The 19,035-nt window shown below is 41.0% G+C and carries 19 protein-coding genes; 13 read left to right on the plus strand and 6 right to left on the minus strand.

Annotated features, from left to right (window positions below; translation table 11 throughout):
• Window positions 1-7: 7 nt before the first annotated feature.
• The 4 genes from FTT98_RS00725 to sdsA all read right to left on the minus strand — a co-directional run bounded on the left by FTT98_RS00725 (window position 8) and on the right by sdsA (window position 5,125).
• Window positions 8-1,273, minus strand: a complete 1,266-nt coding sequence (locus FTT98_RS00725) for an efflux RND transporter periplasmic adaptor subunit (RefSeq protein WP_180039530.1) — start codon at window positions 1,271-1,273, stop codon at window positions 8-10.
• Window positions 1,274-1,315: 42 nt separating this feature from the next.
• Complete coding sequence (locus tag FTT98_RS00730) at window positions 1,316-1,912, minus strand: phosphatase PAP2 family protein (protein ID WP_180039532.1); 597 nt, start codon at window positions 1,910-1,912, stop codon at window positions 1,316-1,318.
• A gap of 152 nt (window positions 1,913-2,064) precedes the next feature.
• The gene (locus tag FTT98_RS00735) at window positions 2,065-4,116 is read right to left on the minus strand and encodes a site-specific recombinase (protein WP_180039583.1); all 2,052 of its coding nucleotides are present in this window, start codon (window positions 4,114-4,116) and stop codon (window positions 2,065-2,067) included.
• A gap of 31 nt (window positions 4,117-4,147) precedes the next feature.
• Window positions 4,148-5,125: an All-trans-nonaprenyl-diphosphate synthase gene (gene sdsA / locus FTT98_RS00740; protein WP_078191391.1), complete on the minus strand. Its 978-nt coding sequence runs from the start codon at window positions 5,123-5,125 to the stop codon at window positions 4,148-4,150.
• 459 nt (window positions 5,126-5,584) lie between these two features.
• On the opposite strand from sdsA, the gene rplU reads away from it, so the two are divergent.
• The 10 genes from rplU (at window position 5,585) to FTT98_RS00790 (ending at window position 14,015) form a co-directional block, all read left to right on the plus strand.
• The gene (gene rplU / locus FTT98_RS00745) at window positions 5,585-5,896 is read left to right on the plus strand and encodes a 50S ribosomal protein L21 (RefSeq protein ID WP_078191390.1); all 312 of its coding nucleotides are present in this window, start codon (window positions 5,585-5,587) and stop codon (window positions 5,894-5,896) included.
• A gap of 19 nt (window positions 5,897-5,915) precedes the next feature.
• Window positions 5,916-6,170, plus strand: coding sequence for a 50S ribosomal protein L27 (rpmA, locus tag FTT98_RS00750; protein WP_067764378.1), 255 nt, complete (start codon window positions 5,916-5,918; stop codon window positions 6,168-6,170).
• Window positions 6,171-6,499: 329 nt separating this feature from the next.
• A complete protein-coding gene (locus tag FTT98_RS18300; RefSeq protein WP_373685106.1) occupies window positions 6,500-7,747 on the plus strand; it encodes a hypothetical protein in 1,248 nt (415 codons plus the stop codon).
• 41 nt (window positions 7,748-7,788) lie between these two features.
• The gene (locus FTT98_RS18020; RefSeq protein WP_373685108.1) at window positions 7,789-7,857 is read left to right on the plus strand and encodes a hypothetical protein; all 69 of its coding nucleotides are present in this window, start codon (window positions 7,789-7,791) and stop codon (window positions 7,855-7,857) included.
• A 232-nt stretch (window positions 7,858-8,089) separates the two neighbouring features.
• Window positions 8,090-8,785, plus strand: coding sequence for an outer membrane lipoprotein chaperone LolA (gene lolA, locus FTT98_RS00765; protein WP_180011509.1), 696 nt, complete (start codon window positions 8,090-8,092; stop codon window positions 8,783-8,785).
• Window positions 8,786-8,946: 161 nt separating this feature from the next.
• Complete coding sequence (locus tag FTT98_RS00770; RefSeq protein WP_180039534.1) at window positions 8,947-9,738, plus strand: RsiV family protein; 792 nt, start codon at window positions 8,947-8,949, stop codon at window positions 9,736-9,738.
• Between the two features lie 117 nt (window positions 9,739-9,855).
• Window positions 9,856-11,127, plus strand: a complete 1,272-nt coding sequence (serS, locus tag FTT98_RS00775) for a serine--tRNA ligase (protein WP_168378122.1) — start codon at window positions 9,856-9,858, stop codon at window positions 11,125-11,127.
• A gap of 73 nt (window positions 11,128-11,200) precedes the next feature.
• Window positions 11,201-12,601, plus strand: coding sequence for a siroheme synthase CysG (gene cysG / locus FTT98_RS00780; RefSeq protein WP_180039536.1), 1,401 nt, complete (start codon window positions 11,201-11,203; stop codon window positions 12,599-12,601).
• Window positions 12,602-12,866: 265 nt separating this feature from the next.
• Window positions 12,867-13,346, plus strand: coding sequence for a tRNA (cytidine(34)-2'-O)-methyltransferase (locus tag FTT98_RS00785; RefSeq protein WP_078192202.1), 480 nt, complete (start codon window positions 12,867-12,869; stop codon window positions 13,344-13,346).
• A 168-nt stretch (window positions 13,347-13,514) separates the two neighbouring features.
• On the plus strand, window positions 13,515-14,015 hold the full coding sequence (locus FTT98_RS00790; RefSeq protein ID WP_218950593.1) for a hypothetical protein: 501 nt from the start codon (window positions 13,515-13,517) through the stop codon (window positions 14,013-14,015).
• A 111-nt stretch (window positions 14,016-14,126) separates the two neighbouring features.
• On the opposite strand, the gene FTT98_RS00795 is transcribed toward FTT98_RS00790, so the two are convergent.
• Window positions 14,127-15,710: a PT dipeptide repeat lipoprotein gene (locus tag FTT98_RS00795; protein WP_180176866.1), complete on the minus strand. Its 1,584-nt coding sequence runs from the start codon at window positions 15,708-15,710 to the stop codon at window positions 14,127-14,129.
• A 70-nt stretch (window positions 15,711-15,780) separates the two neighbouring features.
• The gene (locus tag FTT98_RS00800; protein ID WP_180007577.1) at window positions 15,781-16,176 is read right to left on the minus strand and encodes a hypothetical protein; all 396 of its coding nucleotides are present in this window, start codon (window positions 16,174-16,176) and stop codon (window positions 15,781-15,783) included.
• Window positions 16,177-16,328: 152 nt separating this feature from the next.
• Between FTT98_RS00800 and FTT98_RS00805 the strand changes: the two genes are divergently transcribed.
• The 3 genes from FTT98_RS00805 to FTT98_RS00815 all read left to right on the plus strand — a co-directional run bounded on the left by FTT98_RS00805 (window position 16,329) and on the right by FTT98_RS00815 (window position 19,020).
• Window positions 16,329-17,525 (plus strand): cupin-like domain-containing protein, encoded by a 1,197-nt coding sequence (locus tag FTT98_RS00805; RefSeq protein ID WP_180039540.1) that lies wholly within the window; start codon window positions 16,329-16,331, stop codon window positions 17,523-17,525.
• Between the two features lie 66 nt (window positions 17,526-17,591).
• The gene (locus FTT98_RS00810) at window positions 17,592-18,404 is read left to right on the plus strand and encodes a DUF6502 family protein (protein WP_180005061.1); all 813 of its coding nucleotides are present in this window, start codon (window positions 17,592-17,594) and stop codon (window positions 18,402-18,404) included.
• Window positions 18,382-19,020, plus strand: a complete 639-nt coding sequence (locus FTT98_RS00815) for a hypothetical protein (protein WP_180005060.1) — start codon at window positions 18,382-18,384, stop codon at window positions 19,018-19,020. The genes FTT98_RS00810 and FTT98_RS00815 overlap by 23 nt, the downstream gene beginning before the upstream one ends.
• Window positions 19,021-19,035 lie beyond the last annotated feature (15 nt).

Here is a 19,035-nt window from a genome sequence, read left to right on the forward strand (position 1 = left end):
CTACTCCCTATGCGTTTGAAGTAGCTTTTTGTTCAGATTTAGGTGCTGCTTGTTCTGCAACTTTAGCATCTGGCTTTGCTGCAGCAGGTTGTTGAGCACCTTGAGGTGCAGCAGCCTGAGGTTGATACGGTTTGGCTACAACTTGTTGCTCTGGCTTAACTTTCGCAATACCGTCAACAATCACTTTATCGCCAGTATTCAAGCCTTGAGTCACGATCCAATTCGAACCTTGTGTACCAACAGTGGTTACAGGGCGAGATTCAACAGCACCTTTTGCATTCACAATCATTGCCATTGCTTGACCTGTAGGGGTACGTGTAATAGCAGCTTGTGGAATGAGGTAAGCGTTTGGAATCACACCCTGAACGATGCGAGCATTGGCAAACATACCCGGAAGCAATAAATGGTTCGGGTTAGAGAACACAGCACGAAGGGTAACCGTACCTGTATCAGGGTTCACACTTGCATCAGAGAATGCAAGACGACCTTCAATTGGGTATTCGCTACCATCTTCAAGACGTAATTTCACTTTGGTGTTATTACTGCTGTCTAAGTTGCCTTTGCTTAACTGTTGGCGTAGACGAAGAAGTTCAGCACTTGATTGGTTAATGTCAACGTACATTGGATCAAGACGTTGAATTGTGACTAATGGATCAGCCTGAGATGCAGTAACTAAAGCACCCGCTGTCACTGTTGAACGGTTAGTTTGACCTGAAATTGGCGCACGTACAGTTGAGTAACCTAAGTTAATTTCTGCATTTTTAAGTTCTGCCTGAGATGCAGCAACATCTGCTTCAGCCAGTTTAACTTGAGCAACAATATCGTCGTATTCTTGTTTAGAAATCGCATTTGAGCCAACAAGCTGACGGTAACGACCTTCTTTAACACGTAACACGTTTAGGTTTGCTTGTTGACGTGTTAAAGCAGCACGAGCACTGTCAGCTGAAGCACGGTTTGTACGCGAGTCGATCTCGTACAAGGCTTGTCCTTCGCGAACATAACTGCCTTCTGCAAATAGACGTTTCAGTACTACACCACTGGTTTGTGGACGTACTTCTGAAATTTCATAGGCAGATGTACGGCCGGAAAGTTCAACAGATTGTTCAACGCTTTGCGGTTGGGCAACAATGACACCGACTTCAGTTGGTGGCATTTGCTGTGCAGCAGCAGCTTGCTGTGCATCTTTAGGATCTTTGCTACAACCAACAAGTGCAATACTTGTTGCCAATGCGCAAGCAGTCAGGGCGGGAGCCCAAAGCTTTGCAGACATCATTGTTCCACCTCAATTAGATATTTATCTAAATTATTCATTTGTTTACGCTTTACTGATTTTGATGTAACTCAAATAAAGTAGCGCGATCCAAATAAAACTTATGCTCCAACCGGATAAGACATCTGTCGGAAAATGAACCCCAACATATACTCGCGAAACACCCATACACAGCATCCATAACAATGCCAAAATGGTGATCAAGCGATGTTGAGCATGTTGTCGGTAAATCAAGATCATAAGACACGCAAGCGATGCAGCATAACAACTGTGTGCGCTTGGGAATGAACTCCCGTAAGACGCTACAAGATAGTACATTTCTGGGGGACGCGGTCTGGTGAACGTAAATTTAAGCAACCATGCAAGGCCGATACTTCCAAAGATCCCTATACTGATAAAAACAATCTCTGTATATTTTTTATACCACGCAAAGTGTAAACACCATAGCGTGGTGAAAAATAATACAAAAGGCATGCCGCCTAGCGCGGAAAGTCCGATGGCAATTTGATTAAAGACAGCAATACGGTGCTGACTCATCCATTCCACGATATTTAAATCTAATAGATTTAAATAGGTAGGATAAAGCGACAACACACTGATAATTAATGCAAAAAAACCAACAAACAGTAGCGTTCGTGGCATATTTTATTCCTTGTCATTTTAACCGGTTTGAGCTCGGTTAATTAATGGACTAAAGTGTACTCATCAGTACACTTTATTTCAAGTATGTGTAAATCATACTGATTTTATTTTTTGTGTTCATTTACATCTTACTAAAATAAAACACAAATCTGCTAATGATTGTTCTTACTGGCTTGTGTGCCATCTTCTACTTCAAGTGGGGTTTTCGGTGGCCAGAAAAAATCACTTGGTCGCGTTAGAAAATGAGTCATCACCAGTTTAGCCAGTGGTTTCCATTGTTCAAATCTTACGCGACGTGCCCGTAGTGCCACAATAATGGTTAACGTGAAACTGACGAATAAGTTAGTCAGACCGATCAGAATAACCCCTAAGAATGACACAATGATTAAGCCAATGTCTGGTGAACCATTAATATTGATGAGGCCTTGAATGAAGTTGGCCGAGGCGAAGGCAATATGGCGAATATCTAAAGGTAAACCAAAAATAAATCCAATCGTTCCCATACTGCCCAGCATGATCCCGAATAAGAAGTTACCTGCTAAAGCACCTAAGTTTCGCTCAATGTAAGCGGCAAGCTTATCCAGTCTCTCTTGACCCATGATGCGTTTTAACTTTGGATGTGCTTGAATCCGAGGTCCAACTTTGCGATAAATCGCCATGTTGTCAAAGTACCCAGCAAGCAAACCTGATAAAAACAAACATACTCCAGCTATCGCAGCATGTGGCACAGCCAGTGAGGTAAATGGATTGAGGTCGTGTAAGGTTTTAGCTGCTTTTGCATGATTCATTAATGGCTCATGTAAAGCCATGTCCCAACTTAATGCGATCAATGCTGCAACTGGAATCGCAATACTGATGTTGCCTAAGATTGCAATAAACTGGGTTCGAATGATGTTAATAATCAGCGCGGCAAGCTCGGCAATCTGCGCCATTTTCGAGCCTTTACGATGCTGAACCGTCGAGGCAAGGGCGGCAGCTGTCATCGCAGGCTGTTTAGTGGCAACAGTAAAATGTAAGACATGAATCAGCATAAAGCCGAAAGAGTAGTTCAGACTATATGAAATGGCTTGCATGAGCGGTGCCATGGTGACACGGGCCATCAGCACTTTTAAAGTTGCCATACATGCAATGATCACACCGGCACCTGACGCAGATCGGTACATGCTCATAAAGCTTTGTTTGTCCGTACTTACATAGTGTTCGCCAGTTTTACTTGCATTTTCGGTGACTTGTAGGGCAACCAATTCACTATTGGTGGCAAGTAAATCGCGCACGCTACGCTCGCTATAAATCGCTGAAGTCACATCACTGAGTAAACTGCCCATAGACACATAGCGGACGTCATCTTCTTCAACAATCAGGTTGAGTAAGATTTCTAAGCGATCTAAACACTGTTCTAAAAGTGATAATAAGTAAGTCAGACTGACACTTACACCAATACGTTTGGTCGCACGGCGAATCTTCAGGACCACATCACGACATTGTTCCAGCATCACCAACGCTTGAGAAGCATCCGGCGGTAGCACGGCACTCATTTCTTCAGCACTTTGATGGAGCTTTTTATACTGTTGAATAAAATCGTTTATTTCACGGTTTTGCACCAAAAAAGGCGATTCATATTCGGTCAGTTCAGGCTGCGCATTAATAAATTCAGGATATAAGCCAATACCACTCACCCGATAAGACAAAACGGTAATGGCCTTAATTAATTCACGGCGAATTTTCTTTTTTTCTTCCTGATTGCTATGACCTTGGTTAAACAATCGAAAGAGCTGCATCCATTGCTGATCATCAATACTGTCGAGCCAATATTTGTCGTTATGACGATAAAAAACTCGACGGACTAAATCTTGTAGTTGAGTTTCGTCATTGATCAGGGGAAGAAAATGTGCGCCAAGACGTTGGAACAGTTGTCCCCAAAAACCATCGAGAGACAAAATACCCGTGTCCGCATATAAACTGGTTTGTTTATATCGGCTAATGAGTTTTAGAACAAAGCTTTGCAGGGTAGAGGCTGCATCTGGCGTGATGAGTAAAGCTTGGATGAAAGCCTGAAATTTTTTCTTAATTTCGTCGGTATTTTTTGTATCTTCTGGTCGAATTCGGTTGACCAATTCGATCAGCAAGTTTTCATCCAGCACAGCCCGAGGGGTATCGAGCTGTTGCTGCATGGTCAAAAAGATATCATTCAGTTTTATATGCATAGGCAAGGGGAATTACGATGAATATTGTTAATTATTGAATTCGGTGTAATGCCAAGTTTGCGAGGTTGATTAAAGCTTGACGATATTCAGTATCTGGTAGTGCTGCTAAAGCGGCTAGTGCTGCTTCAGTTTCTTCAGTCGCACGTTGGCTACAATAATCAAGAGCCCCAGAGCTTTGTACAATCTGAATTACACGCTCTAAATCTGCCGTACCACCTGTGGCAATACTGCGGCGAATAATGTCATGTTCTTCGCCAGTGGTATTCTTTAAGGCAGAGATTAAAGGTAAAGTTGGTTTACCTTCCATCAAATCATCACCAATATTTTTACCTAATGTTTCAGCATCTGAGGTGTAATCTAAAATATCGTCAATAATTTGAAAGGCATTTCCAAAGTGTCCGGCAAATTTTCTAAGCGGTTCACGGTACTCTGGTGTACCCGTCAAAATCGCGGCACCTTCGGTAGCGAGCTCAAATAAACGCGAAGTTTTACCGTGAATAATATCTAAATAAGTTTGTTCTGTGGTTTCGGGTTGGTGCTGTGATTGAAGTTGTAAAACTTCACCTTCAGCAATTTCACAGGTACCCGTTGAAAAGTCTTTGAGTAATACCTTGCTGTCTAGATCCACCAATAAATCAAAAGCACGAGAAATTAGAAAATCACCCACAAGTACGGCAGTTTGATTATTCCATGTCGCATTTGCGGTTGGGCGACCACGGCGTAAACCCGATTCATCTACTACGTCGTCATGTACCAAGGTTGCGGTATGTAGCATTTCAATAATTGCTGCAAGTTTACGGTGTTTTTCTAAATCTTCTGCACCACAAGCTTTTGCTGCAAGTAAGCACATAATTGGACGCATGCGTTTACCGCCTGCTTCAACCACATGTTTACTGACTGCCATGACCAAGGCAACTTTAGATGTGATCCCTTCATTAATAAATTTGTCCATCGCAGCAAAGTCAGTGGCAACAGGCGCGAGAATATCTTGCTTAAAGTCGATGGTCATATGAAGAGAAACCTCAATAATTTTTGAATTACAGACGTAGTGTAGCAATTTGTTATATGAATAACAGATAAGAACTTACTCAATTGACTTAATCTTAAGTGATTTTTTTCATCAAGCGGAAGTATTGTACTTATTTTTTAACAGACTTTTATCTTTAGCATGTTGTTTGAACAGCATGTTGTTGATGTCAGTCCAGAGTATATTAGCGAATTGTTGCTAAAAATCTATGTCAAACCTTGCCAAAAGCATGATAAGTGAAATAGAGCACTCATTTTAATGGTTTTAATGACGCTGTTTATATAATAAACGCATACTCATCTAATATTTTACGGAAATGACTTGTTGTTTTTCGGGTTATCCCTTAAAATCTTTGCCTTTGCGAAACCCCAGTGACGATCGTTTTAAGATCGGTATATCCCTTTACCGGCACGACAACACGGGCATGTTTGGAGTACTTAAATGTACGCAGTAATCCAAAGCGGTGGTAAACAACACCGTGTAGTTGAGGGTGAAACCCTTAAAGTAGAATTATTGAAAGCTGAAACTGGCTCAACTGTTACTTTTGATGACGTGTTGATGCTTGTTAACGGTGACAGCATTCAAATTGGTGCACCAGTAGTAGCTGGCGCTAAAGTAACTGCTGAAGTAGTTAGCCATGGTCGTCACGACAAAATCCGCATCATCAAAATGCGTCGTCGTAAACACTATCGTAAACAACAAGGTCACCGTCAATGGTTCACTGAGTTGAAAATTACAGCTATTTCAGGCTAATTACGAGGAGTAAGTAGACATGGCAACTAAAAAAGCCGGTGGTTCGACTAAAAACGGTCGTGACTCGAACCCAAAAATGTTGGGTGTTAAAATCTACGGCGGTCAATCTGTGACTGCTGGTAACATCATCGTTCGTCAACGTGGTACTGAATTCCACGCTGGTGTAAATGTAGGTATGGGCCGTGACCATACTTTATTTGCAACCGCTGACGGCGTTGTGAAATTCGAAGTGAAAGGCCAATTCGGTCGTCGCTACGTATCTGTTGAAGCGTAAGCTTTAATAGAAAAAAAACCCGCATTTTTGCGGGTTTTTTTTCGTCTGAATAAAATATGAGGTATTTTTTAGATTGTTACAAATAGTGTATAAATCAATAAATCACCATAAATAGTGATTTAAATCACAAAATATAAAGAGCGTAATAGAGGAGTACAAATACAAAAAAGGATAAGGACATGAATAAAATATTGAATACAGTTTTTATCGGTGCTGACTATCAGAAAAGGAATTGTCCTGATAAAAGCCAACAAATTGCATTTTAAAAGACACTACAACTTGGTGAAATAACTTCAATCGCTATTAAAGCTGTACCAAAATTACTTGCTGTGAGTATTTTACTTTCTCTAGGTTCAATTACATGGGCTGGTGGTTCAGGAGGACATACCTCAGGTGGTTCAACCTGTTCGAGTGGTTGTAATGATTCACATCAACATTCGGGCGGAAAAGGACACACAAGTCATGGGAATGGCAATGGTTATGGGCATGAGGGAGGAGGAAAACCTCATGGTGGGCATCAAGGTTTACCTGGCGCTGATGGCAAAGATGGCGTGGATGGTGTGGACGGCAAAGATGGCGTGGATGGTGTAGACGGCAAAGATGGTGTCGATGGACTCAATGGCCGTGACGGAATTGACGGAAAAGATGGTGTCGATGGACTCAATGGCCGAGATGGAATTGACGGCAAAGATGGTGTCGATGGACTCAATGGCCGAGACGGCATCGATGGTAAGGATGGGTTGAACGGTCTGAATGGCAGCAATGGTCTAGATGGTGCAGGTGCTTATCAAGTTGCGGTGAGCAATGGTTATGAAGGCAATGAAGACCAATGGTCAGAAAGTCTACGTGGTGCAGTTGGCGCACAAGGACTAACTGGTGAAAATGGTTTCAGTGCATATGAACTTACGATAAAAAATGGATTTGTAGGTACTGAAGTGAACTGGTTATTGAGCTTAAAAGGAACAGATCCGTACATTAAAATACAATCAAACGTTGCCAATACAGCACCTAAACCAACTGCGAATGGACAAGATGCGATTGCAGTCGGTGCAGGTAACAAAGCTGATGGTAATCAGTCTATTGCCCTCGGTGTAAACAATACAGTCAGTGGTGATGGATCTGGTGCATTAGGTACCAATAATACAGTCACTGGTAATAATACCTATGTGGTTGGTAACAATATCAACACCTCTGCAAATAATGCTGTTGTACTTGGCAATGGTTCAAGCTCTGACCGCAATAATACGGTTTCCGTTGGCTCGGCTGGTGCAGAGCGGCAAATTATCCATGTGGCAGCTGGTACGGCAGACACCGATGCGGTAAACGTGAAACAAATGCGTCAAGCAGATCTAGAAGTGTTAAATAGTTCAAAAGCATATACAGATCAGCATGGGGCAAATGTACTCAAGCAAGCTAATAGTTATACCAATCAACGTGTGAATGAATTGAACCATAATTTCAATAAATTTAAAGATAATGTTTACGGTGCTGTTGCTTCAAGTATTGCAATCGCCTCCTTACCTCAACCCACAGATGCTGGATATAACATGTTCAGTGTAGGTATGGGTATGCAGTAGGTTTTAGTGGAGTAACTGAGAGCAATAAATATGTCTATAAATTGGCTGCAACAGGGAACTCTGAAAGTGACTTTGGTGCAGGAGCTGCTATTGGGTGGCAATGGAAATAACTGAAAATTGGAATGTTGAAATTGCTAAATCATGGTTTAATTATTTGAAAGGCATTTGAGTCAAATCAAGTGCCTTTTTACTTTATATTTCTCCATCATGATGAATAAAAAACAGCAATTTGCATTAATAACCATACAAAACTTCTTATTTTCTCTAAATTTAGTCAATGAAAGTGGTTTAAGATGGAGCCATCTAACAAATTGCGTTGATGCAAATATAAAAGGTGAATCTATGAAAATGCTTCGTAAAACCATCTGTGCTATGGCATTAGGTGCAGCGACACTGGCACCGGTTATGAGTACGACAGTATTCGCGGCACCAGTTGCAGCGTCGGAGCAGCAGGCAACTGCCAATTTGGTGAAACAATTATCGGGTATTAAAAGTTTTACAGCTAACTTTCAGCAAACTACAAAAGTGACTAACCCCAAAGCAACTCAAAAGAAAGGTTTAAGTGCGCAGCATATGAACCAAACTTTTACTGGGGTCATGAAAGTTCAGCGCCCGGGTAAATTCTATTGGGAAACAACCAGCCCATCTAAGCAAACCATTGCGACCACAGGTAAAACAGTTTGGATATATGATCCAGACCTACAACAAGCGGTACGCCAAAGCTTAGATGACCAAGTTGCGAATACACCTGCATTATTATTGTCAGGTAATACGGCTCAAATCATGAAGTCTTATCGTATTACACAGCCAAATAAGACAAAAACTTATTACACCTTATATCCAAAAAGTGATGATGGCGTATTTCAAAGCTTAACCATTAGTTTTGGTGCGAAAAATGCACCAACCTTAATGATTCTCCAAGACTCATTAGGTCAAACAACAAATGTACGTTTCAATAATGTGAAGGTGAATGCGTCTATTCCAGCGTCAACCTTTAACTTTGTACCTCCAAAAGGTACGGACATTATTGATCAATAATTGTCATGAACGAAAAAAAGCAGACATCGGTCTGCTTTTTTTATGGAGAAATGTAAAGCCAGCAAGCTGAATTTAAGTGAAATTTAGTAGTATGCTGATATTCGCAGGTTGCTTAAATGAAGTGACTTGTGGTTTTGACTGTTGCTATAGGGAATTTTGGGATGAAAAAAAATCATATGAATAATATAGCTTGGGCTGTTTCAGCTGTGGTTTTAATTGGGTCATTAACGGCCTGTCATCCTCGAAATGAACCTGTTGAAGGTGCAACGACGGAACAGAAGCCAGCGGTCGTCGCTGATGCGATTCCACTTATTCAATCGAAATCTGTTGCGATGCAATTGCCGAAAGCACAAGCTTGCGATGCGGAAGGTTGTACCCAATATACGATTCAAACGGTTGAAACCAATGTTGATTGGATTAATCAATATTTTACTGACCGAATTAAAAAGGCAGATCCGATTGCATTTTCAACTGAGCCGAATCAAAAAATTGATTTATCGGACAAGACGGATGCAGGCTTAAGTCAAAGTACCACTTCTGTTCGATACATTAGTCAGTGGGGGCATATTGCAACTTTTGCGATCGAAAGCTATACCTATGCAGCGCATGCTGCTCACGGCATGTCTCATGTCGAATATGTCAATTTTGATTTAAAAGCCAAAAAACGTTTGGCTTTACAAGATGTCTTAGTCAAAGGTGCAGATGCGAAAGTGATTAGCGCATTATTTGATGCCAACTATATGTGGTTAGATAGTCATGATATTGAACGTTCAAAACTACAGTTAAGCGATAATTTTTATTATGGCGCGAACGGGATCGTATTTGCTTATCCGCTGTATGAATTGGCGAGCTACGCAGAGGGCATGCCTGAGCTAAAACTTCCATATTTTATGGCTAAAGGGCTATTTAAACCTGAATATTTACCAAGTTTGCCAAATTACGAAACCAAATAAGACAATTTGCAGCAAGATTATTGGTCTAATAAGGGGCAGCTGTAAGCTCGGTCACTGTATTTTTGAGTGTTAAGAGCTTACACTATAGCCAGTTTTTTTCTTTACTTAAGATTGGCTATGATCGACCCGAAATTACTCAGAAATAATATTGAGGCTGTAAACTTAGCCTTAGCAAAACGTGGTGTTCAACTCAACGTAGCAGAGTGGGCAGACCTTGAAGCTCGCCGTAAGGAAATTCAGTCTAAAACTGAGTCGTTACAAGCTGAACGTAATGCTGGTGCAAAACAAGTTGGTCAAATTAAAAAAGCTGGCGGTGATGCATCTGAAATCATGGCACGTATGTCTGCCATTGGTGATGAAATTAAAGCGGCAGAACTCGCACTTTCTGACCTTCAGGCTGAACTCGAAGCCAAATCTTTATCGATTCCAAATTTACCTCATGAGTCTGTGCCTGAAGGTAAAGACGAAAATGACAATGTTGAAGTTCTAAAATGGGGTACACCACGTCAGTTTGATTTTGAAGTCAAAGACCATACTGATCTTGGTGAAATGATGGGTGGTTTAGAATTTGAAACCGCAACTAAATTGACAGGTACTCGTTTTAGCGTACTCAAAGGCCCATTGGCGCGTTTACAACGTGCAATTACCCAATTTATGTTAAATACACATACCTTGGAAAATGGCTATACCGAAGCGTATGTACCGTATTTGGTCAATGCAGACTCTTTACGTGGTACGGGTCAATTGCCTAAATTTGAAGAAGATTTATTTAAACTTCAAGGCGAAAAAGAATACTACTTGATCCCGACTGCAGAAGTGCCTGTAACCAACTTCGTGCGTGATGAAATCATTGACCCAGAACGTTTGCCATTAAAATATGCAGCGCATACGCCATGTTTCCGTAGTGAAGCGGGTTCGTATGGTCGCGATACGCGTGGCTTAATTCGTCAGCATCAATTTGACAAAGTTGAAATGGTTCAAATTGTAAAACCTGAAACTTCAATGGAAGCATTGGAACAGTTAACAGGCCATGCAGAAGGAATCTTGCAAGCACTTGGTTTACCGTACCGTAAAGTCGTACTTTGTGGCGGCGACATGGGCTTTGGCGCAATCAAAACGTATGATTTAGAAGTTTGGGTACCAAGTCAAAATACCTACCGTGAAATTTCATCTTGCTCATGCATGGGTGACTTCCAAGCACGCCGCATGAAAGCGCGTTACCGTGCTGACCAAAAGAAAACTGAGTTTGTGCACACGCTGAATGGCTCAGGTTTGGCCGTTGGCCGTACTTTACTTGCCGTGATGGAAAACTATCAACGTGCAGACGGTTCAATTGAAATTCCAGCAGTACTTCGTCCATATATGGGCGGTGCTGAATTTATCGATTAATAGTCGATAAAGTGCATACATTTGTGCACAAAAATTGCTTAAGACAATCAGATTTAAACTATTGAGGTCGTGTGTGGATATCTTTCCAATCTCTTTGAAGTTGCAGCAGCAACCTTGTCTGATTGTTGGTGGTGGTCGAATTGCATATCGAAAGGCTGTGCTGCTTGCAAAAGCGGGCGCTCAGCTGACAGTTTGCTCACCTGAAATTGAAGATGATTTATTGAGCTTGGTTAATAAAACCCAAGGTCAATATCTCAACTCGATTTATCACGAATCGGTTTATCAAGAAAATGCCATTGCGCTGCGTCAGTTTCGTTTAGTGATTGCAGCAACCAATGACAAAGCTGTCAATCAGGCGGTATTTGAAGCCTGCGAAGCTGAAAATGTCTTGGTCAATAGTGTTGATGATCCGCCGCATTGCCGTTTTATGGTTCCTGCGATCATTGACCGTTCTCCACTGGTCATCTCCGTTGCATCTAATGGCACATCGCCAGTACTCTCGCGCCAAATACGCACCCAGTTAGAAAGCTCGATTCCGCATGGCATGGGCAAACTGGCTGAGTTCTCAGGCCAATGGCGCGCAGCCGTTAAAGCCAAAATCGTCAATCCAGATGAACGCCGTATTTTTTGGGAAGACTTGTATGCAAGCCCGCTCAAAGAGCAGGTATTCAATGACAATTTCACTGAAGCCAATCGTTTGATTGAACAGGCATTATTGGAATGGAAACAGCCGAAAGGTGAGGTGTATTTGGTGGGTGCAGGGCCGGGTGATCCTGAACTGCTGACCTTAAAAGCCCTGCGTTTAATGCAGCAAGCGGATGTGGTGATCTATGACCGTTTGGTTTCTCAGGCGATTATGGACCTCTGCCGCCGTGACGCTGAAAAAATCTATGTAGGTAAAGCACGATCCAATCATGCTGTTCCGCAAGAAGGCATTAATGCCTTACTGGTAAAATATGCCAGTGAAGGCAAACGCGTCTGTCGCTTAAAAGGCGGAGATCCGTTCATCTTTGGCCGCGGCGGTGAAGAAATTCAGGAACTCTTTGCGGCAGGCGTTGCCTTCCAAGTCGTTCCGGGAATTACTGCTGCCTCTGGATGTTCGGCTTATGCAGGGATTCCTTTAACGCATCGAGATTATGCGCAAAGTGTACGCTTCTTGACAGGGCATCTCAAAGAAGGTTCACCTGAGCTACCTTGGAATGAGTTGGTTTATCAAAATCAAACGCTCGTGCTGTATATGGGCTTGGTCGGTCTAGAAAAAATTTGTGAGAAACTCATCGCGCACGGGCAGCGTCCAGACATGCCTGTCGCATTGGTTTCTAAAGGGACGACACCTGAACAAAAAGTCGTGGTTGGGACATTGGCAGATATTGCATCTAAAGTCAGTGAATACCAAATTCAGGCGCCTACATTGACCATTATTGGTGATGTGGTGAGTCTGCGTGAACAACTTCAATGGCATGAGCGAGGGTAAGCAACGCAACGCGTTGCCCGAGCGCAAGGCGAAGGCTATGCCTGAGCAAAGAGGATAAGCAGGCTGCTGAATTGTCCACATGCAAGACGAAGGCTATGCCTGAGCAAAGAGGATAAGCAAGTTCTGGTATTGTCCAATTGCAATGCGCAAGCTAAGCAAAGAGGATAAGCGAACGCTTGTCGTAGCATCTAAACTTATGCTTTAGCTTTGTAACTATAGCCTGAGCTTTAAGCCATTATTTAACTAAAGAGTAGAGAAAAAAACTGTGATCCATGTTGTTTTATACGAGCCAGAAATTCCTGCAAATACAGGGAATATCATTCGTTTATGTGCCAATACTGGAGCGCAGTTGCATTTGGTCAAACCATTAGGTTTTGAGCTAGATGATAAAAAACTTCGCCGCGCTGGTTTGGATTATCATGAATGGGCACACATGAAAGTGTGGGAAAACTTTGAAGAATGCCTTGCTGGCTTAAAAGCACAAGGTATTGAGATGGATGCCATTTATCCATTAACCACCAAAGGTTTTGAAACACCGCATACCTCTGATTTAAACCGTCCTGTAGCATTGTTAATGGGGCCAGAAACACGTGGTTTGCCGGAAGATGTCCGTATGATGTTCCCGAAAGAACATTGGATTCGCCTGCCGATGGCACCAAATTCACGCAGTTTAAACTTGTCTAATGCTACTGCTGTGATTTTATATGAAGCTTGGCGTCAGCAAGACTTTAAAGAATTGGTCTAAGTGTGATCTGTTCAAAAAGCCGCTCTATCGAGCGGTTTTTTATTGGGAGTGAACACAGTGAACCATTTACAGCAATGAAGTTTTGTAAAATACGGGCTTAAAAACTTCAGCATCAATATAAAAATGTGTATAAGAACACTGTGAAGAAATAAAACGGGTACTTAAAACTTGAAATCTATAAATTTAAAAGCTTTTGGTGTCGTGATTGCGACCGGATTCATTTCATCAGTGAGTTGGGCTAATCCAACCGTATCGACTACAACGGAACAGACACCAGTGACCGTCACTACAACTACAGAAAATGTTCCAGTTGTACCAAAGGTTGAGGTGGTTAAGCCTTTTACTAAGGCTGAAGTACAACAGGGCATGCTGGAAATGCAGCAAAGACAAAATCAGCGTATTGAGGAATGGGGAAAAACACTAAAAGCCGACGATTTTGAGCGTTCTTGGTATGGTGGTCGCCAATTGAAAAAAGCCAAGCGTCAGGAAGTATGTGGACTATATCAAGGCTTAGTCAATGAAACATACAGCTTGGCTCAAAAAAATAAAGCCCGTCTTAGTGTCGCTGATCAACAGCTAGTAGCAGATCGAAATCAATTTATTCAAAGTTTAGGGTATGAAAAAAATATAGTAGATACCAAGATGGGTTTTAACTGCCGCTTAAAATAATCGGTGTGTATTATTGCTTTGATCCATTTCAATAATTAATGTCCTTGATGTCGAAACAACAAGGACATAGAAAAGCTTAAGTACTTTTAAAAGCTCAAATTACCTCATGAATTAATCAATTAAATTAAAGTCACTCAGTTCTGTTTGTAGATGTTTTGGATTATTTGCAAACAGCAGTTGACCGCTGGTGTATAACCAACCCAATTGACCTTGCTGCTGAAGACGTTTCAGTAAGACGTCGTTAAATGTCGACGTTGCAAAGACAGTTTCACTAAAGACTTTAAACTCACCGACATTAGTGTTTTCGCTGTCTTTCATAAACAGCATGCCGTTTTTGGTGGTTGAACTCATATCTAAAGCACGGCTGACTAAGCGGTAACCGTCTTTAGCTTGCTCATCAATCAACTCCTGTAATTTTAAGCTGCGCTCTACACTATTGCTGCCGGTTGGGTAAGTTTTATAGCGATAGCTGTAGGTGCCATGGTGTGCGCTGCTATTTATACAGGTTGCAACTTTAGGGCTGTTTTGATTGCCGTTTAGAATTTCAGGACGTAAACCAGTGAAATAGCTTTTGAATTGAATAATACGGCAGCCTTGGGCACCCAGTGTATTGAGCATTGTTTCTAGCTGCACTGGGTCAACGAGTGGGGAAACATAGCCGCTGTCATAGGTATATGTCGCGGTATCGTTTTCTTTTTTAATGAAATAATCTTTGAAATTCAGGGCATTGGTCGGTCTGAAACTATGCAAGTATTGATAGCCTGATTTGCCTTTTTCATTTAACTGATTACGCCATGTAAAATATATGTCAGCGGTAGAGGGTGCTGTACGATCTGCCACAATATGATTGAAACGCGTATTTTCACTAGCAAGTTTCATGTAGCTATTAACATTACCATTGTCCAAAGTTTTAGAATCATAGCCAATTAACTTATAACCGCTTTGTCCCATTGTATTAAGCTGAGCCAAGAAGTTCACAGTGTCGGTGGTATTAATAAAGCTCTCAGTCTTGAAGTCTGCAGTTGTGATTTTGGTTTTCGGTTTTAAATTGGTGAAGAATTCATTGGAATTTTTTGTATAGCAGCGGCTGTCCTTGAGTGGGTCGGTAATTAGACCTCGTTGCATGATGATATAGCTTGGATTTGAAATCGTCGCGTTAATCACGCAGAAAGAATGATTATTTAAAAAAGTTAAGACACGGTTGCTCGTCGCGCCACCTCTGACTGGTTGAAACTTAATCGAATGATATTCAAAGTTATTTAGTGTTGCAGCTGGCTGTATTTCACTCATGACCATGTCATGAAGTAATTGATAGCGTTTGGAAATAAATTCACCGCTGCAAGTTTTACTTGAACTATTGTGTACCGCATATTTTAGTTCTTCGTTCAGTGAACTGACTGAATTTTCACTGGTTTTATGAATTGAAATTTGTGGCAAATCACAATTACTGTTACCGAGTGCAGAGTTCCCTTGAATCCATTCTCCTGTGAATTTATCCGCTACAGTTGTTGGCGTTGGCGTTGGCGTTGGCGTTGGCGTTGGCGTTGGCGTTGGCGTTGGCGTTGGCGTAGGTGTAGGTGTAGGTGTAGGTGTAGGTGTAGGTGTCGCGCCACCATCATTGGAGCTTGATCCACCACAGCCCACCAATGTCGTAAATACAGCAGCGATAATGCTGATTTTGTGATTATTATTCATGACTAGTGCTCAATAGAGTAAAGTTGTTATGTACGGCTGATGCGGTTGTATAAACATTTAAAATCAAGATTTATTGAACAAGGTGTGATTCAATCCAGCCATTGCCATGTTCTGTAGTGACTTCTATCAAACCTGTTTTAGTCATGTTTCCCGCAAAAATAATATCTGCATTTTTTGACAGTTTATTAATGACTTGGCTCGATTTATCGGCAGTTTTATAAAGCGGTAGATTATTAATTTTAGGTCTAAGTTGCTGTCCCATACTGAAACCATTTGCAGCATAATTTGAATTAGTCGTGGCCTGACTGCCTGTCCATTCTTTTGCGGTATTCGATACTTCTTTGGATGTTTCATTAAATTGATTCAGCGTATTTCTTAAATCACGCATGGTATCGGCAAAACCTGCATATACCGGTATTGAAGCTAAAGACAGACTGCTAACGATGACTAAATGACGAATTTTCATGAACTTTCTCCTTTACTTTGTTATGTCATTCCGCGTGATATTTGACGGATTCATAACATTCGCGGTGTTTAAATAATTATAAAATGCGAAAATTTAGCATTTTAAAAATAGATCATTTATACTTCACTTGTAAAGAGGGTGGAGTGGTGAAAATGAATGTAGAAAGCCAGAGTGAACATCTAAAGCAAAGTAAAAATTGGTATCAGTCCTTACCGACGGAATGGCAAAATTGGTTGAATGAAAATATTGAAAATGGTTGCGATGTACAGAAAATAAGTCTAATTTTACAATCACATGGATTAAGCCCAAGGGTGGATCAATACTTATTTTCTGAAGATGAACAACTTTCAGAACAGCTGCAAAATGAACTTTTGGACTACAGTCTTGAGGGCTTAGAGACAGTTGAAATTTTAGAAAAAATTAAGCAAAAAAATATTTCAAATCATTTGATCATTCAGTTTTTAAAGCATGTAAACAATAACGTAATTTTTAAAAAACTGAAGCAACTACAGCAACAGCAGAATAAACAGCGCTGGTTATTACAGGTGATGGGTCAATTGAATCAATTGAACGACCACATTTCATCCACAATCGATTGCATAGAAACACCTGATTTTGCAACATTTCTAGAGCAGTATTATAGCCAGATGCGGCCGGTCATTTTAAAAGGTGGGATACAACATTGGCCTGCATTGCATAAATGGAGTCCTAAATATTTTGCACAGCATTTTGAAAATGAGTTGGTTGAAGTCCAGATGCATCGTGAGCAGTATCAAGATTTTGAAAAAAAATCGGTACAGTTGAAACGCATTATTTTGATGCAAGATTTTGTCGCACAAATCAAAGCCACTAAGCGTAGCAATGACATTTATTTAACTGCGAATAACGCCGCTCAAAATAAGCAGTTCATGCAAAAGATAAGTGAGGATCTAGGTGACTTCGCCAAAGGTTATTGTCAAAAAGAGATCAAAGATCGACATTTTTTATGGTTTGGCCCTGCAGGCACATTTACACCACTGCATTATGACTTAACCAATAATATGTTGGCACAAATCTATGGACGTAAAAAAGTGACTTTGATTCCTGCATGGCAAATGCCGTATATGTATAACGATCATTGGGTATTCAGTCAGGTTTCAGACGTCGCAAAGGCTGATCTAGTAGCCTATCCACTGTTAGAAAATGTGACACCGTTCGAGTGCATTTTGCAACCAGGGGAAACCTTATTTATCCCAATTGGTTGGTGGCATAGTGTTGAAAGTTTAGATATGTCGATCAGTGTTTCTTTTACGCATTTTAATGTAAATAATCATTTTTTTACTGAATATCCTCAAGATCTCATCAGATAAAAATTGTGAAGTAGATTAAACAATGCGAAAATTTCACTTATGCAGTCTAATTTTCATGGCAATTCAATGAGCAAACTTCTCACTAATGAGGCAGATCAAAATTTACAGCAAGTATTGGTGCTGATGAATGAGCTGAGCCAATGGCTGATTCGCTCAGGTGTGGGATATACCGAGTTTACTGCTGCATTGAAACCGGTTTTTTTCCAACAAGCTGTACAAGAGTTAGAGCGTATCGATCAAAAACCGACGATTTCCGCGATCAGTTTACTTTCTGGCCTACACCGTAAAGACGTGACTGCTTATAAAGAAGTGATTTCTGAAGGTAAGGATTTGACCGAAGCGACTGTTTCGGAGCCGATTAGTGTGCCATCACGTGTGATGGGTTTGTGGCTTGCAGAAGGTTGGGGGGATTCTTTACCATTTAGCAGTGAGTCAGAAAATAGCTTTGAAATGCTGGTGAAAAGAATTTCAACAGAACGTCATCCGCGTTCAGTACTCAACGAGCTTATAAGGCTTGAAATTGCGACAGAAAAAGATGGGCAGATATATTTACAACAGCGTCGTTTTATTCCTGATCCTTCGCAGTTAGAAGCACGTAAAATTTTAACACGAAATGTTCAAGCGCATTTAGAAGCGGGTTTGCATAATTTATTGAATCCTGATGAAATACCTTACTTAGAACAAGCCATTTGTGCTGACGAATTAACAGAAGAATCGATTAATAAATTACATGAAATGAGCTTAGAGCTTTGGCAGAAATACTCACTACAACTTTTAAAACTTGCCGCGGAGCGTTGCGCAATGGATGACGGGAATCCTGAAGCAAATCGTGCATTTCGCTTTGGAGTTTATCAACATGATGCGAAAATTAAATTTTAAGACTTTAACCCTTTGTGGCTTGATCAGCGTTTTAGCGGGTTGTGACATAGAGTTTTTTCGAAGTGGTGGGGTTACAATTGAAGGTACAGGTGATCCAATCATTGATATCGGTCATGCAGGGGATGGCCGCGGAACAATTATCTTGGGGACACGATATTTAGAGTTTTCAGCTTCCGTGCAGGATTCTTGTTATGGCGTGGAACGTAAATTAGCCTTCCTCAATCCATTTGATCGTCAGTCGATTGACACAAAAACGTATGTAGAAATACCTGCTGCCCAAGCGGATCTTAATTCGCAAAATGTTCAATTGATCTTAAAAAATACCAATAGCGTACCAGTCACCATTCATTTGCAATGTGATATGCCATTAACCATGCAATTATTCGAGCAGGTTAGACCATATTTTCCAAAACAAGTATGTGATACACCTATAGATATCAAACTCTATCCACAACAACAGCATATATTTGAAGCAGCTGTAAATTTAGAGACTGTTGAAGATGGTATATGGTCACACGGTGATGGAGCATCGGTTGAATTAAAAGGCAATACACCAGACAAGTGTGAAGAAATTTCAATTCAATTTCAGCAATCTAGAAAATCCATACAACCTTAATTGGTATATTTAAAA

Source organism: Acinetobacter sp. YH12039 (assembly GCF_013420015.1).
GTDB classification, from domain to species: Bacteria; Pseudomonadota; Gammaproteobacteria; order Pseudomonadales; family Moraxellaceae; genus Acinetobacter; species Acinetobacter amyesii.

What these genes read in the sequence shown, in the direction of transcription:
- sdsA (WP_078191391.1), bottom strand. Translation starts at nt 5,125, where the DNA reads ATGACCATCGACTTTAAGCAAGATATTCTCGCGCCTGTTGCCACTGAC.
- FTT98_RS00725 (WP_180039530.1), bottom strand. Translation starts at nt 1,273, where the DNA reads ATGATGTCTGCAAAGCTTTGGGCTCCCGCCCTGACTGCTTGCGCATTG.
- lolA (WP_180011509.1), top strand. Translation starts at nt 8,090, where the DNA reads ATGAAAATGCTTCGTAAAACCATCTGTGCTATGGCATTAGGTGCAGCG.
- FTT98_RS00815 (WP_180005060.1), top strand. Translation starts at nt 18,382, where the DNA reads ATGATGCGAAAATTAAATTTTAAGACTTTAACCCTTTGTGGCTTGATC.
- rplU (WP_078191390.1), top strand. Translation starts at nt 5,585, where the DNA reads ATGTACGCAGTAATCCAAAGCGGTGGTAAACAACACCGTGTAGTTGAG.
- rpmA (WP_067764378.1), top strand. Translation starts at nt 5,916, where the DNA reads ATGGCAACTAAAAAAGCCGGTGGTTCGACTAAAAACGGTCGTGACTCG.
- FTT98_RS00735 (WP_180039583.1), bottom strand. Translation starts at nt 4,116, where the DNA reads ATGCATATAAAACTGAATGATATCTTTTTGACCATGCAGCAACAGCTC.
- FTT98_RS00795 (WP_180176866.1), bottom strand. Translation starts at nt 15,710, where the DNA reads ATGAATAATAATCACAAAATCAGCATTATCGCTGCTGTATTTACGACA.
- FTT98_RS00810 (WP_180005061.1), top strand. Translation starts at nt 17,592, where the DNA reads ATGAGCAAACTTCTCACTAATGAGGCAGATCAAAATTTACAGCAAGTA.
- serS (WP_168378122.1), top strand. Translation starts at nt 9,856, where the DNA reads ATGATCGACCCGAAATTACTCAGAAATAATATTGAGGCTGTAAACTTA.
- FTT98_RS00800 (WP_180007577.1), bottom strand. Translation starts at nt 16,176, where the DNA reads ATGAAAATTCGTCATTTAGTCATCGTTAGCAGTCTGTCTTTAGCTTCA.
- FTT98_RS00805 (WP_180039540.1), top strand. Translation starts at nt 16,329, where the DNA reads ATGAATGTAGAAAGCCAGAGTGAACATCTAAAGCAAAGTAAAAATTGG.
- FTT98_RS00730 (WP_180039532.1), bottom strand. Translation starts at nt 1,912, where the DNA reads ATGCCACGAACGCTACTGTTTGTTGGTTTTTTTGCATTAATTATCAGT.
- FTT98_RS00770 (WP_180039534.1), top strand. Translation starts at nt 8,947, where the DNA reads ATGAAAAAAAATCATATGAATAATATAGCTTGGGCTGTTTCAGCTGTG.